This is a genomic window from Klebsiella sp. WP8-S18-ESBL-06, from assembly GCF_014169755.1.
In the GTDB taxonomy this organism is placed as follows: Bacteria; Pseudomonadota; Gammaproteobacteria; order Enterobacterales; family Enterobacteriaceae; genus Kluyvera; species Kluyvera ascorbata_B.
This window is the reverse complement of sequence record NZ_AP022256.1, coordinates 4,915,469-4,930,951: the sequence shown is the minus strand read 5'-3', so window position 1 is coordinate 4,930,951 and position 15,483 is coordinate 4,915,469. Positions and strand designations below refer to the sequence as shown.

Sequence of the window (15,483 nt, the reverse complement as noted above, 5' to 3'; positions counted from 1 at the left end):
ATCATTACGCGCTGCGGCGCAGCAGACCTTGTTTTTTCAGCCATACCAGCAAAATAGAGATTGCCGCCGGGGTGATCCCGGAAATGCGTGACGCCTGGCCGATAGAAACCGGTTTGTGATCGTTAAGTTTCGCGATCACTTCATTGGACAAACCGTTAACCTGGCGATAGTCCAGCGTTTCAGGCAGCAGCGTATTTTCATTGCGCTGCTGTTTTTCGATCTCATCCTGCTGACGCGCGATATAACCTTCGTATTTCACCTGGATTTCAACCTGTTCCGCCGCCTGTACATCGTCCAGCGCCGGTGAGAACGGCGTCAGAGAGGTCAGCTGTGCGTAGGTCATTTCCGGGCGACGTAGCAGGTCTTCACCGTTAGCTTCACGAGACAGCGGCGCGGTCAGGTGAGCATTCACTTCTGCCGCCGTCGCTGCCGAAGGCGCGACCCAGGTGGATTTCAGGCGCTGGCGTTCACGTTCGATGTTCTCCAGCTTCTCGTTGAAGCGCGCCCAGCGGACATCATCGACCATTCCCAGCTCTCGACCAATTTCAGTCAGGCGCAGATCAGCGTTGTCTTCGCGCAGCATCAGGCGATATTCAGCGCGTGAGGTAAACATGCGGTACGGTTCTTTGGTGCCCAGCGTGCAGAGGTCATCGACCAGTACGCCAAGATAGGCCTGATCGCGGCGCGGCGCCCAGCCGTCTTTGTCGGCAGACAGACGGGCGGCGTTCAAGCCCGCCAGCAGCCCCTGCGCGGCAGCTTCTTCGTAACCGGTGGTGCCGTTGATCTGGCCGGCAAAGAACAGGCCGTGGATATACTTGCTTTCCAGCGTTGGCTTCAGGTCACGCGGATCGAAGAAATCGTATTCAATGGCGTAGCCAGGGCGCACGATGCGCGCATTTTCCATCCCCTGCATGGAGCGGACAATCTGCATCTGCACATCGAACGGCAGGCTGGTGGAGATACCGTTCGGATAAATTTCGTTAGACGTCAGCCCTTCCGGCTCGAGGAAGATCTGGTGCTGATTACGATCGGCAAAGCGCATCACTTTATCTTCGATCGACGGGCAATAGCGTGGGCCGATCCCTTCGATCACGCCAGCATACATCGGGCTACGATCGAGGTTATTGCGGATGACGTCGTGGGTTTTCTCGTTGGTGTGCGTCACGTAGCACGGCATCTGACGCGGGTGCTGAGAGACATCGCCCAGGAACGAGAACACCGGCATAGGGTCGTCGCTGTTTTGCTGGCCCAGTACGCTGAAGTCGATAGTCCGTGCGTCAATGCGCGGCGGCGTACCGGTTTTCAGGCGGCTGACGCGCAGCGGCAGTTCACGCAGACGACGAGACAGCGGGATAGACGGCGGATCGCCCGCACGGCCACCGCTGTAGTTATCCAGACCGATATGAATTTTACCGTCAAGGAATGTCCCCACGGTCAGCACTACCGCTTTCGCGCGGAATTTCAGCCCCATCTGGGTGACAGCACCGACAACGCGATCGTTCTCGACAATCAGATCTTCTACCGCCTGCTGGAAGATCATCAGGTTTGGCTGATTCTCCAGTGCGGTACGCACCGCCTGACGGTAAAGCACGCGATCTGCCTGGGCGCGAGTGGCACGAACGGCCGGGCCTTTGCTGGCGTTTAGTATCCTAAACTGAATACCTGCATGGTCGATCGCCGTTGCCATCAGGCCGCCAAGCGCATCCACTTCTTTTACCAGGTGTCCTTTCCCAATGCCGCCAATCGCCGGGTTGCAGCTCATCTGCCCCAGAGTGTCGATATTGTGTGTCAAAAGCAGGGTTTGTTGGCCCATTCGCGCTGCGGCCATCGCGGCCTCAGTGCCTGCATGACCCCCGCCAATGATGATGACGTCAAAAGGATCCTGATAAAACATGGTGGTTTGCCTCGCGTACTGCGGTTTTTAAATGGATTGAAGTCCGGGCGTGGATTCTACTCAACTTTAGTCGATGGAGAAAGCGTCTGGATCCTGGGTATTAAAAAGAAGATCTTTTTATTTAGAGATCTGTTCTATTGTGATCTCTTATTAGGATCGGCAAGTCTTGTGGATAAGTACGATCCTGACATTAAGATCAACCGGTTAAGGCGGATCGTTTTCTGTGAATGATCGGTGATCCTGGACCGTATAAGCTGGGATCAAAGTGGAGGGTTATACACAACTCAAAAACTAGCCAACGGTTATTCTTTGGATAACTACCGGTTGATCCAAGCTTTTAACCAGAGTTATCCACATAAAAAAGTTCGATCTTTACAAATCTCAGAGCATTGGTTGCCACGATCGCAGCCATATTTCCGCCGGATCTTCCGGAATTTCATGTTCCAGTACGTTGATCCGCAGCGTCTCCCCGATCTGTTTTGCCCCGCAGGCTTTCAATTCGGCTTCCAGCTTATCGATCGCGCCGCAAAAGGTGTCATATTCGCGGCTACCGATGCCAATAGCCCCGAAGCGAATCTGAGAGAGATCCGGTTTTTGCTCATGCAATGCTTCATATAAGGGCAGAAGGTTGTCCGGAATGTCACCGGCACCATGCGTTGAGCTGACCACCAGCCAGATTCCTTCATGCGGAACCTCATCCAGCATCGGCCCGTGCAGTATTTCACTGGTCATGCCGGCGTCGTCCAGCTTTTCGGCCAGGTGTTCCGCGACATATTCCGCACTGCCAAGCGTGCTGCCGCTGATTAAAGTGATGTCTGCCATGCTCGCCCACCTTTATAGAGAGAGCGCATTGTACGCTGTGAGCGAGCTGGGATCTACCTGTGGAAAAATGTGGGATTAAAAAAAGCGATCAAGGCTTGATGGTACGCATGATCGGGTTCTGCAGAACGATCAGCGTTTCGGTGGACTGAATTTCATCAATTGTTTGGATCTTGTTGATAAGTACCTGCTGCAGCGCATCGATAGATTTACACATCACCTTAATAAAGATGCTGTAGTGGCCGGTGGTGTAATACGCCTCGGTGACTTCATCCAGGCTTTCCAGGCGTGCCAGCGCTGATGGGTAGTCTTTGGCGCTCTTGAGAATGATGCCGATAAAGCACCCTACGTCATAACCGAGTTGTTTGGGGCTGACGTCCACATGCGCGCCGGTGATGATCCCTGCCTGTTTCATCTTCTCTACGCGCACATGGATGGTCCCCGGACTCACGGCGAACTGTTTGGCCAATTCGGCGTAAGCGGTACGGGCATTGGCCATTAGCGCTTCCAGGATGCCGCGGTCCAGATTGTCGATCTGATAATTTTCCATAGGTTTTTCTTATGAAGATTAGTGATTCTTTCTATTCTAGCCTTTAATTTTGATGAATTAAAAGTGAGATGGGCTTTTTGTTGTTTGATTATTGAATTGTGGGCCGGTTTTGTTGCTTAATCAGTGGCAACAGGACGCAGGAGTAAAAATAATGAAAACCGCATACATCGCAAAACAACGCCAGATTAGTTTCGTTAAATCCTATTTTTCCCGTCAGTTGGAAGAGAAGCTAGGGCTCGTAGAAGTCCAGGCGCCGATCTTAAGCCGCGTGGGCGATGGGACACAGGACAACCTGTCTGGCTGCGAGAAGGCGGTTCAGGTGAAAGTGAAAACACTGCCAGACGCCCAGTTCGAAGTGGTTCATTCACTGGCGAAGTGGAAGCGTCAAACCCTGGGACAACACGACTTCAGCGCGGGCGAAGGGCTGTACACGCACATGAAGGCCCTTCGCCCCGATGAAGACCGACTTTCTCCGATTCACTCCGTTTACGTTGACCAGTGGGACTGGGAACGCGTGATGGGTGATGATGAACGCCATATCGGCACGCTGGAAAGCACCGTGAAGGCTATCTGGGCGGGTATTAAAGAAACAGAAACCGCCGTAAGCAAAGAATTTGGTCTGACGCCGTTCCTGCCAGAGCAGATTCACTTTGTACACAGCGAAACGCTGCTGAGCCGTTACCCGGGCCTGGATGCGAAAGGGCGCGAGCGCGCAATTGCCAAAGAGCTGGGCGCGGTCTTCCTGATTGGTATCGGCGGTAAACTGTCTGACGGCCAGCGCCACGACGTCCGTGCGCCGGACTATGATGACTGGAGCACTCAGGCCGCTTCCGGTTTTGCCGGGCTAAACGGCGATATCCTGGTGTGGAACCCGGTGCTGGAAGACGCGTTTGAGATTTCTTCCATGGGGATCCGCGTGGATGCGAAAGCGCTGAAACACCAGTTGCAGATCACCGGCGATGAAGATCGTTTACAGTTGGAGTGGCACCAGGCGCTGCTGCGCGGTGACATGCCGCAGACGATCGGCGGCGGTATTGGTCAGTCTCGTTTGACGATGCTGCTACTGCAACTGTCTCATATCGGCCAGGTGCAGTGCGGCGTATGGCCAGCCCAGGTTCGTGAAAGCGTCTCTGCTCTGCTGTAACCCAGTCTAACGCCGCCAGCGCCTCAGCAGGCGGCTTCTTAACCCGGTATCAAAGCGCCAGATATGATCGAAAATGCGCATGATCCCGGGTTTGCCGTGTGCGGACATCGCCACCGCGTGAAAACGATGCTGATGTTTCTGCTGCAGCTCCCCTACCTTTTTGACCACCTCATCCGGCAGCCGTTGGGCGATAAAATCAGAAATCACCACCGCATCGGCGTCCTGCCACTGCGGGTTTTGCAGATGCTCAATAATGGCGCGGAAACAGCTGGCCATGTCGGTGCCGCCGCGAAACCGCTGGCTCAAAAAGCGGATCGCTTGCTCCAGCCCCTGACGGCCAGTTAGCTCGTAGCGCACCACTTCGCTGGAGAACAGCATAATGTAGCAGCGGCGGTTGTCGGCCAGCGCCACCCGCATCAGCGCCAGGCAGAACGCTTTGGCGCACTGTTCGTTGAAGCCACCCATTGAGCCAGACGTGTCGACGCAGACAATAAACGGCCCGCGGGGCTGTTCGTCGACATCCTGGCGCACGACCGGACGTTCAGTGATTTTCTCTCGCCACGCGTCGCCGTGCAGCCGGTAGGTTAACAGCTGCTTTTCCACCAGCCGGCGATAGAACTCGTATTCCAGCTCGGTGATCCCAAGCGTCGCCAGCTCCGGCGGCAACAGGCGCAGAATGTCATCGCTTTGCTGGATGCCGTCGACCTGTTCCGGCACGGTCGACGGTTCACGAACCAGCGCACGGAACGTCTCCATCGGTGCGTCTTTTTTCGGCACAGATTTCGCTTCCCGTGAGCGACCAAGCTGCTCGGCCAGGCGCAGCAGCTCTGGCTGCTGGCTGAGAAACTCGCCGTATTTAACAATCAGCTGATAGTCGCCGCGCTTAAGCTGACCCGCGCTCATGTCCCAGAGTCGCCCGCCCGCGCTGTCGTTTTCCACCAGCAGCGGCTCCAGCTGGCCGCTTAGGGTCATACGTTCCTGCACTTCGCTCAGCAGCTGCTCGCGTTCTTCTTCCAGCAGCTGTTGGTTGAGCGAGGTGACCTGAACCACCAAGCTTAGCCGCCAGCGTTGTAGAAAAAGGGTATGAAGGGCTGGTGTAAAGGTGGTGTTGTTTGCCACCAGCTGCTGAGCTTGGCCGGCAAACGGCGACTGCACCCGAATCAACAGCGCCAGAATCTGCGGCAGTTGCACAATAAACTGGCTGGTGGAGAGAATCTGGCTCTGCTGGTAGCAGATAACCTCCTCTTCCAGCTCCTGCGGCACCGGCGCGCCCTTTAAGCGGTTTCTGAAGGTTTCACGCCAGCGGGGCAGATCGTCGGTAATGGCGCTTTTTAGTCGTGGGAATTTTTCAAAGAACACGGCCAGCTGCGGCGAAGCCAGCAGGGCGATGATCATCTCTTCGATCATCCCCTCTTCGCTGACCGCCAGCATGACGTTGAGCGTGTCGATGGTGAGCATTAAAGCTGCGCCTGCTTAATTTGCGCTGCGACGTCCTGCAGACTGGCTTCGATACGCCCCAGCCACTCTTCATTGATGAACAGGCATTTTTGCTGTTCGCTAAAGCGGTTGTGCTGCTGGTGCCATTCTTCCTCTAAGGCGAGCAGCTGCTGGCGGATTTCGCTCGGCATATTTTCCGTGCTGCCGGAGCCCGGCAGCGATAGCCGGGTACCCTGCAGACTGACGTCGCGCACCACCAGGTGCTGCGCAGCATCGACTTCCATATTCAGCGTTAGTGCAAAGCCGATGCCGTTCAGTTTGCCGCGAATTTCACCGCCTTTCTCCAGCCAGTTAGCCAGCGCCTGGCGCTCGAAGGTTATGTGAATGACTTCAATATCGTGCAGCTTCAGCGGCTGCTGCAGCAGTAGGGTGATCGTAGGCGATTGTACCTCCGGCGGCAGCTCGTAGTGCGGCTTGCGGCTGAACATGCCGCCCAGGCGGATGACTTTCAACGCCGTTTTGTCGCTTTGCTGTTGCTGAATTTGCAGGCGCTGTTGGGTAATCGCGCCCAGCTTATTGAGCATGGCCTGCTGCTGCCATGCATGTCCGGTCATCAAAATATCTATCTGTTGTTTAAGCAGATTCAGGCTTTCAGCATCGTGCCACAGGCACTCTTTGAGCAGGATCAGATCGATAGGTGCGATCGCATCTCGGCCGCTGAAGAAGGCGCAGGCCTGCAGCAGGCGGATCGCCTTTTTCCAGCGACGATCGGAAACATAAGGTGCGTTTGGCAGGTTATCCAACTGCTGGCGCAGGGTGAAAATAAGCTCAAACACCGCGTCCGGCAGCTTGACGTTGCCGATATCCTTCTGCCACTGGAAGTACTCTTCATCCGTTACCTGAAGACTGGCCGGGATCGGATTGTCGTTTTCGTCCTGCTGGCTAATCAGCATGGAGCGGAAATTGCCTTTGTCCTGCACTTTGTCGAGCCACAGACGAATCAGCATGCGGTCGTACAGTGCTTCCAGGCTGCTTTCGGCCTCCGGCAGTTCGTTCGATGCGGTAACCAGCAGACGCATGGGAATTTTTTCAACGCTGGCGCCGTTACGGAAATTGCGTTCGTTAATGGCGGTAAGTAAGGTGTTCAGAATGGCCGGGCCCGCCTTCCAGATTTCATCCAGAAACACGATCTCGGCTTCCGGCAGATAGCCAGCGGTCAGGCGCTCATAGCGACCTTCATCTTTTAACGCCTGGATAGAGAGTGGCCCAAACACTTCTTCCGGCGTGGAAAAGCGCGTCATCAGGTACTCGAAAGCGCGGGCGTGCTGGAAAGCAAATTTCAGGCGACGGGCTATCAGGCTTTTTGCGATGCCCGGAGGGCCAAGTAAAAAGACGCTTTCGCCGCTCAGCGCTGCCAGCAGGCACAGACGAATGGCATGACTACGTTCAAATAGCCCTTTCTCCAGCGCGCCGCTCAGCCGCGAAATTCTTTCTGCTAATAAATGTGGTTGGGCCATAATTAACTTGCGTCCTTTCGCCGTTTAATCAGCTAACTGGCTGAGTATAGACGTTTAAGTCTTTAGGTGAATAGCCTCAATACTACCTCGCAATTTCTTGAGGCAGGTTAATATGATGTGATTAAGGGGTACGATTTTGGCGTTAATCGTGCATACTGTGCGCTTTTCGTGGGCCAAGGGACTAGGCACACATTTGTTTCAAAAACGAAAGACTAGTCTATGAGCACTGATAAGAAACAATCTTTATCAGCGATTACACTCGCTGCAATTGGCGTGGTATACGGCGATATTGGTACCAGCCCTCTTTATACGCTTCGTGAATGTTTGTCTGGGCAGTTTGGTTTTGGCGTCGAACGTGACGCGGTTTTTGGCTTTCTGTCATTAATTTTCTGGCTGCTCGTTTTTACGGTTTCACTCAAATACATTACCTTCGTGATGCGGGCGGACAACGCCGGCGAAGGCGGGATCCTCACGCTGATGTCACTGGCCGGGCGTAACACCTCTGCGAAGACGACATCCATCCTGGTGATCCTTGGACTCATTGGGGGAAGCTTCTTCTATGGCGAAGTGGTCATTACCCCGGCTATCTCGGTGATGTCGGCGATTGAAGGGCTGGAAATTATCGCCCCCACGCTCGATACCTGGATTGTCCCCATTTCGATTATTGTTCTGACGCTGCTTTTTGCGATCCAGAAGCACGGTACCAGCATGGTCGGCAAACTGTTTGCGCCCATTATGCTTATCTGGTTCCTGCTGCTGGCGGTATTGGGCGCGCGGAGCATTATTGCAAACCCTGAAGTCCTGCATGCCCTTAACCCTTACTGGGCGGTGAACTTCTTCCTGCAATACAAAACCGTTTCTTTCGTGGCGCTGGGCGCGGTGGTGCTGTCGATCACCGGCGTGGAGGCACTGTATGCCGACATGGGTCACTTCGGGAAATTACCGATTCGCCTGGCCTGGTTCTCGGTGGTGCTGCCTTCGCTGGTATTGAACTACTTTGGTCAGGGCGCGCTGTTGTTAAAACACCCGGAAGCCATTAAGAACCCGTTCTTCCTGCTGGCCCCTGATTGGGCGCTGATTCCGATGCTGGTGATTGCCGCATTGGCGACGGTTATCGCCTCTCAGGCGGTTATCTCCGGGGTCTTCTCGCTGACTCGCCAGGCGGTGCGCCTGGGGTATCTGTCACCGATGCGCATTATTCACACCTCGGAAATGGAGTCCGGCCAGATTTATATCCCGTTTATCAACTGGCTGCTTTATATCTCGGTGGTGGTGGTGATCGTCAGCTTTGAGCACTCCTCAAACCTGGCGGCGGCGTACGGTATTGCGGTTACGGGGACCATGGTTCTGACGACGATTCTGTTCACCACGGTGGCGCGGAAGAACTGGCGCTGGAATAAGTTCTTTGTGGCGCTGCTGTTCGTGGCGTTTATGTGCATCGACATTCCGCTGTTCTCGGCGAATCTCGATAAAATCGTCTCCGGCGGTTGGCTGCCGCTGAGCCTGGCGCTGATCATGTTCACCATCATGACCACCTGGAAAAGCGAGCGTTTCCGCCTGCTGCGTCGGATGCATGAACACGGTAACTCCCTGGAGGCCATGATCGCCTCACTGGAGAAATCACCGCCGGTACGTGTGCCGGGCACCGCGGTGTATATGTCTCGTGCGCTCAACGTGATCCCGTTTGCTATGCTGCATAACCTCAAGCATAACAAGGTGCTGCACGAGCGGGTTATCCTGCTGACGCTGCGCACCGAAGATGCGCCGTACGTGCACAACGTTAGGCGCGTGCAGATTGAGCAGCTCTCACCGACCTTCTGGCGCGTGGTAGCCAGCTACGGCTGGCGTGAGACGCCGAACGTGGAAGAGGTGTTCCACCGCTGCGGCCTGGAAGGCTTAAGCTGCCGGATGATGGAAACCTCCTTCTTTATGTCGCATGAGTCGCTGATTGTCGGCAAGCGTCCGTGGTACCTGCGCCTGCGCGGCAAGCTGTACCTGCTGTTGCAACGCAATGCGCTGCGCGCGCCGGATCAGTTCGAGATCCCGCCGAACCGCGTTATCGAACTGGGCACCCAGGTCGAAATCTAACACTATCAACGCCCTCCCTCATTTTGACGGAGGGCGTTTTTTTATCCCTTTCTCATTGTTCGCGAAACGTTTCGATGGCGATCACATTTCTATAACCTGCCGATGGTTTTCTGCACGTTCTTAAGACTACACTGATAACAGCGAAACGTTTCGCTAGTGGAGCCAGAAAATAAATGAAGAAAGGTACGGTACTCAATTCTGAAATCTCATCGGTCATTTCCCGTCTGGGTCATACCGATACGCTGGTGGTGTGCGATGCGGGTTTACCTATCCCTCGCAGCACGGCGCGCATTGATATGGCGCTCACCCAGGGCGTTCCCACCTTTATGCAGGTGCTGGGCGTGGTGACGCAGGAGATGCAGGTCGAGGCCGCCATTCTCGCCGCGGAAATTCAACAGCATAATCCGCAGCTCCACGAAGCGTTGCTCAAACACCTTGAGCAGCTGCAGCAACACCAGGGAAATCGCATTGACGTTCGTTACGTCTCGCATGAGCAGTTCAAACAACAAACCGCAGACAGTCAGGCGGTGATTCGCAGCGGGGAATGTTCCCCGTATGCGAATATCATTCTCTGTGCTGGCGTCACCTTCTGAGGCCATCATGGACGCACTCTTACAACTCAAAGGGATCGATAAATCGTTCCCAGGCGTGAAGGCCCTTTCCGGCGCCGCGCTAAACGTCTATGCCGGTCGCGTGATGGCGCTGGTGGGCGAAAACGGCGCCGGTAAATCGACCATGATGAAGGTGCTGACCGGGATCTACACCCGCGATGCAGGTTCCCTTCTGTGGTTAGGTAAAGATACCACCTTCAACGGCCCGAAATCCTCGCAGGAAGCCGGTATCGGCATCATTCACCAGGAGCTGAACCTGATCCCACAGCTCACGATTGCCGAGAACATATTCCTCGGCCGTGAGTTCGTGAACCGCTTTGGCAAAATCGACTGGAAGAAGATGTATGCGGAAGCGGACGTCCTGCTGGCGAAGCTAAACCTGCGCTTTAAGAGCGACCGTCTGGTCGGGGACCTCTCCATCGGCGATCAGCAGATGGTAGAGATCGCCAAGGTGCTGAGCTTTGAGTCCAGGGTCATCATCATGGATGAACCCACCGATGCGTTGACTGATACCGAAACTGAGTCCCTGTTCCGCGTGATCCGCGAGCTGAAATCGCAGGGGCGCGGCATTGTCTATATTTCTCACCGCATGAAAGAGATTTTCGAGATTTGCGACGACGTTACGGTCTTCCGTGACGGGCAGTTTATTGCCGAGCGTGAAGTGGCAAGCCTTGATGAAGACCGTCTGATTGAAATGATGGTAGGACGTAAGCTCGAAGATCAGTACCCGCATCTGGATAAAGAGCCGGGTGAGATCCGCCTGAAGGTCGATGCGCTGTGCGGCCCTGGCGTGGATGGCGTTTCTTTTACGCTGCGTAAAGGTGAAATTCTTGGCGTTGCCGGCCTGATGGGCGCAGGGCGTACCGAATTAATGAAGGTGCTGTATGGCGCGCTGCCGCGCACCAGTGGTTACGTCACCCTCGACGGCCATGAGGTGGTCACGCGCTCGCCGCAGGATGGCCTGGCCAACGGCATTGTCTACATCTCCGAAGACCGTAAGCGCGATGGTTTAGTGCTGGGCATGTCGGTGAAAGAGAACATGTCGCTGACCGCGCTGCGCTATTTCAGCCGCGCCGGCGGCGGCCTGAAGCATAAAGATGAGCAGCAGGCGGTCGGTGATTTTATCCGTCTGTTCAACGTGAAGACCCCTTCGATGGAACAGGCTATCGGTCTGCTTTCCGGCGGTAACCAGCAAAAAGTAGCGATTGCGCGCGGTCTGATGACTCGCCCGAAAGTGCTGATCCTCGATGAGCCGACGCGCGGCGTCGACGTGGGGGCAAAGAAAGAGATTTATCAGCTGATCAACCAATTCAAGGCCGACGGTCTGAGCATCATTCTGGTCTCGTCCGAGATGCCGGAAGTATTGGGGATGAGCGATCGCATTATTGTGATGCATGAAGGGCATCTCGGCGGTGAGTTTTCACGCGAGCAGGCCACCCAGGAAGTATTAATGGCTGCCGCTGTGGGCAAGCTTAACCGCGTGAACCAGGAGTAAAAAAGATGACAACCCAGTCTGTGGCGGGTCGCCGCTATTTCACTAAAGCATGGCTGCTGGAGCAAAAATCGCTGATTGCCCTGCTGGTGCTGATAGCGATTGTGTCGACCATGAGTCCGAACTTTTTTACCGTCAATAACCTGTTCAACATCCTGCAGCAAACCTCCGTGAACGCGATCATGGCGGTCGGGATGACGCTGGTCATTTTAACGTCGGGGATCGACCTGTCCGTCGGTTCGCTGCTGGCGTTGACCGGCGCGGTCGCCGCGTCGATTGTCGGCATTGAAGTCAATGCGCTGGTGGCGGTTGCTGCCGCACTCGCATTGGGTGCCGCAATCGGGGCCGTTACCGGCGTTATTGTTGCAAAAGGGCGCGTACAGGCGTTTATCGCCACCCTCGTGATGATGCTGCTGCTGCGCGGGGTGACCATGGTGTACACCAACGGCAGCCCGGTGAACACCGGGTTTACCGATAACGCCGATATCTTTGGCTGGTTCGGTATTGGCCGTCCGCTGGGGATACCGACGCCGGTGTGGATCATGGCGATTGTTTTCCTGGCCGCGTGGTACATGCTGCACCATACCCGCCTGGGCCGTTACATCTATGCGCTAGGCGGTAACGAAGCAGCAACGCGTCTTTCCGGCATCAGCGTCAACAAAGTCAAAATTATCGTCTACTCTCTGTGCGGGCTGCTGTCGGCGCTGGCGGGGATTATCGAAGTGGCGCGTCTCTCCTCTGCGCAACCGACGGCAGGTACCGGCTATGAGCTGGATGCCATTGCGGCGGTGGTGCTGGGGGGGACCAGCCTGGCGGGTGGTAAAGGTCGTATCGTCGGCACGCTTATCGGTGCGCTGATTCTTGGTTTCTTGAACAACGGTTTGAATTTGTTAGGTGTTTCTTCTTATTACCAGATGATCGTTAAAGCAGTCGTGATTTTGCTGGCGGTGCTGGTGGACAACAAAAAGCAGTAACTAACGACACTACAGGACATCTTAAATATGAACATGAAAAAACTGGCTACCCTGGTTTCCGCGGTTGCGCTGAGCGCCACCGTCAGTGCGAACGCGATGGCGAAAGATACTATCGCGCTGGTTATCTCTACCCTGAATAACCCGTTCTTCGTCTCCCTGAAGGATGGCGCGCAGAAAGAAGCCGACAAACTGGGTTACAACCTGGTGGTTCTGGACTCGCAGAACAACCCGGCGAAAGAGCTGGCTAACGTTCAGGATTTAACGGTTCGCGGTACCAAAATTCTGCTGATCAACCCGACTGATTCCGATGCCGTGGGTAACGCCATCAAGATGGCTAACCAGGCTAAAATCCCGGTCATCACCCTGGACCGCGTAGCGTCTAAAGGTGAAGTCGTGAGCCATATCGCTTCTGATAACGTTCTGGGCGGTAAAATTGCTGGTGATTACATCGCGAAGAAAGCCGGTGAAGGCGCCAAAGTTATCGAACTGCAGGGCATTGCCGGGACCTCAGCAGCGCGTGAACGCGGCGAAGGCTTCCAGCAGGCCGTTGCTGCTCACAAATTTAATGTACTGGCCAGCCAGCCGGCTGACTTTGACCGTACTAAAGGTCTGAACGTGATGCAGAACCTGCTGACTGCTCACCCGGATGTGAAAGCCGTGTTCGCACAGAACGATGAAATGGCGCTGGGTGCACTGCGTGCGCTGCAAACAGCCGGTAAGTCCGATGTGATGGTGGTGGGCTTTGACGGTACTCCGGACGGTGAAAAGGCCGTTAACGACGGTAAACTGGCGGCAACTATCGCTCAGTTACCGGACCAGATCGGTGCTAAAGGCGTTGAAACCGCTGACAAAGTGCTGAAAGGCGAAAAGGTACAGGCAAAATATCCTGTTGACCTGAAGCTGGTAGTTAAGCAGTAATAAACGCGAATGCGATTCAGGCTCCAGAAGCCTGAGGGACAACATCAATAAAGAAAAGCAGGGCACGCGCCACCGGGATGCCGGTGGCGCATCTTACCGGACACTCTGAAAATGAAAACCGCAGGCAAACTCGTCGTCCTTGGCAGCATCAATGCCGATCACATTCTCAATCTTGAATCTTTCCCCCTGCCTGGCGAAACCGTCACCGGTAGCCATTATCAGGTTGCTTTTGGCGGCAAAGGCGCAAATCAGGCGGTTGCAGCCGGGCGCAGCGGTGCTGATATCGCGTTTATCGCCTGTACCGGCGATGACGATATTGGCGAACGTATCCGTAAGCAGCTCGTCACCGATCGCATTGATGTTGCACCGGTGAGCGCCATTAGCGGCGAATCTACCGGGGTCGCGCTGATCTTCGTTAACGGCGAAGGCGAGAACGTCATTGGTATTCACGCCGGTGCCAACGCGGCGCTGTCTACTGCGTTGGTGGAAGCACAGCGTGAACGTATTGCCAATGCAAATGCGCTGCTGATGCAGCTCGAATCCCCGCTGGACAGCGTACTGCTGGCCGCGCAGATAGCCCACCAGAACCAGACTACCGTGGTATTAAACCCGGCCCCGGCACGTGCGTTGCCGGATGCGCTGTTGTCGCTGGTGGATATTATTACGCCGAACGAAACCGAGGCTGAGAAGCTGACGGGCGTGCGGGTTGAAAACGATGACGATGCCGCGAAGGCTGCACAGGTGCTGCACAACAAGGGCATCGATACGGTGATTATTACCCTTGGCAGCCGTGGCGTTTGGGCCAGCGTTAAGGGTGAAGGCCGTCGCGTGCCGGGCTTTAAGGTCCAGGCCATTGATACCATTGCTGCGGGTGATACCTTCAACGGTGCTCTGATGACCGCGCTGCTGGAAAACACGCCGCTGGCCGAGGCGTTGCGCTTTGCGCATGCGGCAGCGGCCATTGCCGTAACGCGTAAAGGCGCGCAGCCTTCTGTGCCCTGGCGTGAAGAGATCGACGAATTTTTACGTCAGCAGGGGTAACGCTTGGCCACGATGAAGGATGTTGCTCGCCTGGCGGGCGTTTCCACCTCCACGGTATCTCACGTTATTAATAAAGATCGGTTTGTCAGCGATGCCATTACTGAGAAAGTTGATGCGGCGATTAAAGAACTGAACTACGCGCCGTCGGCGCTGGCGCGCAGCCTCAAGCTAAATCAGACCCATACCATTGGCATGCTAATCACTGCCAGTACCAACCCGTTCTATTCTGAACTGGTACGCGGCGTGGAGCGCAGCTGCTTTGAGCGCGGCTATAGCCTGGTACTGTGCAATACCGAAGGTGATGAACAGCGAATGAATCGCAACCTGGAGACGCTGATGCAAAAGCGCGTCGACGGGCTGCTATTGCTGTGTACCGAAACGCACCAGCCGTCGCTGGAGATTATGCAGCGCTACCCTTCGATTCCTTCTGTCATGATGGACTGGGCGCCGTTCGACGGCGACAGCGATCTGATTCAGGATAATTCGCTGTTGGGCGGCGACATGGCCACCCGCTACCTTATCGCGCGCGGGCATACGCGAATTGCCTGTATTGCCGGTCCGTTGGATAAAACGCCGGCGCGGCTGCGTCTGGAAGGGTATCGGGAAGCGATGCATAACGCGCAGTTGCCGATCCCGGACGGCTATGAAATTACCAGCAACTTCGAGTTTGGCGGCGGCTTTGACGCGATGCAGAAACTGCTGGCGCATCCTGAACGTCCGGATGCGGTCTTCGTCGGCAACGATGCGATGGCGGTGGGTGCTTATCAGGCGCTGTATCAGGCCGGACTGCGCATTCCTCAGGATATGGCGGTAATCGGTTATGACGATATCGAACTGGCGCGCTATATGACGCCGCCGCTGACCACTATTCATCAACCCAAAGATGAACTGGGCGAGCTGGCGATAGATGTACTCATTCACCGTATCACGCAGCCCGGGCAAAAACAGCAGCGTATGCAGCTGACGCCCGAGCTGGTGGTGCGAGGCTCGGTCTGAGA

13 protein-coding genes are annotated in these 15,483 nt (G+C 55.4%); 8 read left to right on the top strand and 5 right to left on the bottom strand.

The window, feature by feature from the left end; all coding sequences use genetic code 11:
- Positions 1 to 4: 4 nt before the first annotated feature.
- The 3 genes from mnmG to asnC all read right to left on the bottom strand — a co-directional run bounded on the left by mnmG (position 5) and on the right by asnC (position 3,263).
- Positions 5 to 1,894 (bottom strand): tRNA uridine-5-carboxymethylaminomethyl(34) synthesis enzyme MnmG, encoded by a 1,890-nt coding sequence (gene mnmG / locus H7R76_RS23530; protein WP_106930099.1) that lies wholly within the window; start codon positions 1,892 to 1,894, stop codon positions 5 to 7.
- Positions 1,895 to 2,275: 381 nt separating this feature from the next.
- Positions 2,276 to 2,716, bottom strand: a complete 441-nt coding sequence (gene mioC, locus H7R76_RS23525; RefSeq protein ID WP_182966625.1) for an FMN-binding protein MioC — start codon at positions 2,714 to 2,716, stop codon at positions 2,276 to 2,278.
- Positions 2,717 to 2,804: 88 nt separating this feature from the next.
- Positions 2,805 to 3,263, bottom strand: coding sequence for a transcriptional regulator AsnC (asnC, locus tag H7R76_RS23520; RefSeq protein ID WP_035893632.1), 459 nt, complete (start codon positions 3,261 to 3,263; stop codon positions 2,805 to 2,807).
- Positions 3,264 to 3,414: 151 nt separating this feature from the next.
- Between asnC and asnA the strand changes: the two genes are divergently transcribed.
- Positions 3,415 to 4,407: an aspartate--ammonia ligase gene (gene asnA / locus H7R76_RS23515; RefSeq protein WP_106930095.1), complete on the top strand. Its 993-nt coding sequence runs from the start codon at positions 3,415 to 3,417 to the stop codon at positions 4,405 to 4,407.
- Between the two features lie 6 nt (positions 4,408 to 4,413).
- Here the strand turns inward: asnA and viaA are convergent, their stop codons facing one another.
- Positions 4,414 to 5,865: an ATPase RavA stimulator ViaA gene (gene viaA, locus H7R76_RS23510; protein WP_106930093.1), complete on the bottom strand. Its 1,452-nt coding sequence runs from the start codon at positions 5,863 to 5,865 to the stop codon at positions 4,414 to 4,416.
- Positions 5,865 to 7,361, bottom strand: a complete 1,497-nt coding sequence (ravA, locus tag H7R76_RS23505) for an ATPase RavA (protein ID WP_182966623.1) — start codon at positions 7,359 to 7,361, stop codon at positions 5,865 to 5,867. Before ravA ends, viaA begins: the two co-directional genes overlap by 1 nt.
- Positions 7,362 to 7,580: 219 nt before the next feature.
- Here ravA and kup point away from each other — a divergent pair, with 219 nt between their 5' ends.
- The 7 genes from kup (at position 7,581) to rbsR (ending at position 15,481) form a co-directional block, all read left to right on the top strand.
- The gene (gene kup / locus H7R76_RS23500) at positions 7,581 to 9,449 is read left to right on the top strand and encodes a low affinity potassium transporter Kup (RefSeq protein ID WP_106930089.1); all 1,869 of its coding nucleotides are present in this window, start codon (positions 7,581 to 7,583) and stop codon (positions 9,447 to 9,449) included.
- A 173-nt stretch (positions 9,450 to 9,622) separates the two neighbouring features.
- Positions 9,623 to 10,042, top strand: a complete 420-nt coding sequence (gene rbsD / locus H7R76_RS23495) for a D-ribose pyranase (RefSeq protein ID WP_106930087.1) — start codon at positions 9,623 to 9,625, stop codon at positions 10,040 to 10,042.
- A gap of 7 nt (positions 10,043 to 10,049) precedes the next feature.
- Positions 10,050 to 11,555 (top strand): ribose ABC transporter ATP-binding protein RbsA, encoded by a 1,506-nt coding sequence (rbsA, locus tag H7R76_RS23490; RefSeq protein WP_106930085.1) that lies wholly within the window; start codon positions 10,050 to 10,052, stop codon positions 11,553 to 11,555.
- A 5-nt stretch (positions 11,556 to 11,560) separates the two neighbouring features.
- A complete protein-coding gene (rbsC, locus tag H7R76_RS23485; RefSeq protein ID WP_106930083.1) occupies positions 11,561 to 12,526 on the top strand; it encodes a ribose ABC transporter permease in 966 nt (321 codons plus the stop codon).
- 27 nt (positions 12,527 to 12,553) lie between these two features.
- Entirely contained in the window at positions 12,554 to 13,444 is an 891-nt protein-coding gene (gene rbsB / locus H7R76_RS23480) for a ribose ABC transporter substrate-binding protein RbsB (protein ID WP_182966621.1), read from the top strand.
- 111 nt (positions 13,445 to 13,555) lie between these two features.
- Positions 13,556 to 14,485, top strand: coding sequence for a ribokinase (gene rbsK, locus H7R76_RS23475; protein ID WP_106930079.1), 930 nt, complete (start codon positions 13,556 to 13,558; stop codon positions 14,483 to 14,485).
- Between the two features lie 3 nt (positions 14,486 to 14,488).
- Positions 14,489 to 15,481, top strand: a complete 993-nt coding sequence (rbsR, locus tag H7R76_RS23470) for a ribose operon transcriptional repressor RbsR (protein ID WP_106930077.1) — start codon at positions 14,489 to 14,491, stop codon at positions 15,479 to 15,481.
- The last annotated feature ends 2 nt before the right edge of the window (positions 15,482 to 15,483 follow it).

Bases quoted from the DNA above. Each gene is read 5' to 3' on its own strand.
- mnmG (WP_106930099.1), bottom strand. From the start codon at position 1,894: ATGTTTTATCAGGATCCTTTTGACGTCATCATCATTGGCGGGGGTCAT.
- mioC (WP_182966625.1), bottom strand. From the start codon at position 2,716: ATGGCAGACATCACTTTAATCAGCGGCAGCACGCTTGGCAGTGCGGAA.
- asnC (WP_035893632.1), bottom strand. From the start codon at position 3,263: ATGGAAAATTATCAGATCGACAATCTGGACCGCGGCATCCTGGAAGCG.
- asnA (WP_106930095.1), top strand. From the start codon at position 3,415: ATGAAAACCGCATACATCGCAAAACAACGCCAGATTAGTTTCGTTAAA.
- viaA (WP_106930093.1), bottom strand. From the start codon at position 5,865: ATGCTCACCATCGACACGCTCAACGTCATGCTGGCGGTCAGCGAAGAG.
- ravA (WP_182966623.1), bottom strand. From the start codon at position 7,361: ATGGCCCAACCACATTTATTAGCAGAAAGAATTTCGCGGCTGAGCGGC.
- kup (WP_106930089.1), top strand. From the start codon at position 7,581: ATGAGCACTGATAAGAAACAATCTTTATCAGCGATTACACTCGCTGCA.
- rbsD (WP_106930087.1), top strand. From the start codon at position 9,623: ATGAAGAAAGGTACGGTACTCAATTCTGAAATCTCATCGGTCATTTCC.
- rbsA (WP_106930085.1), top strand. From the start codon at position 10,050: ATGGACGCACTCTTACAACTCAAAGGGATCGATAAATCGTTCCCAGGC.
- rbsC (WP_106930083.1), top strand. From the start codon at position 11,561: ATGACAACCCAGTCTGTGGCGGGTCGCCGCTATTTCACTAAAGCATGG.
- rbsB (WP_182966621.1), top strand. From the start codon at position 12,554: ATGAACATGAAAAAACTGGCTACCCTGGTTTCCGCGGTTGCGCTGAGC.
- rbsK (WP_106930079.1), top strand. From the start codon at position 13,556: ATGAAAACCGCAGGCAAACTCGTCGTCCTTGGCAGCATCAATGCCGAT.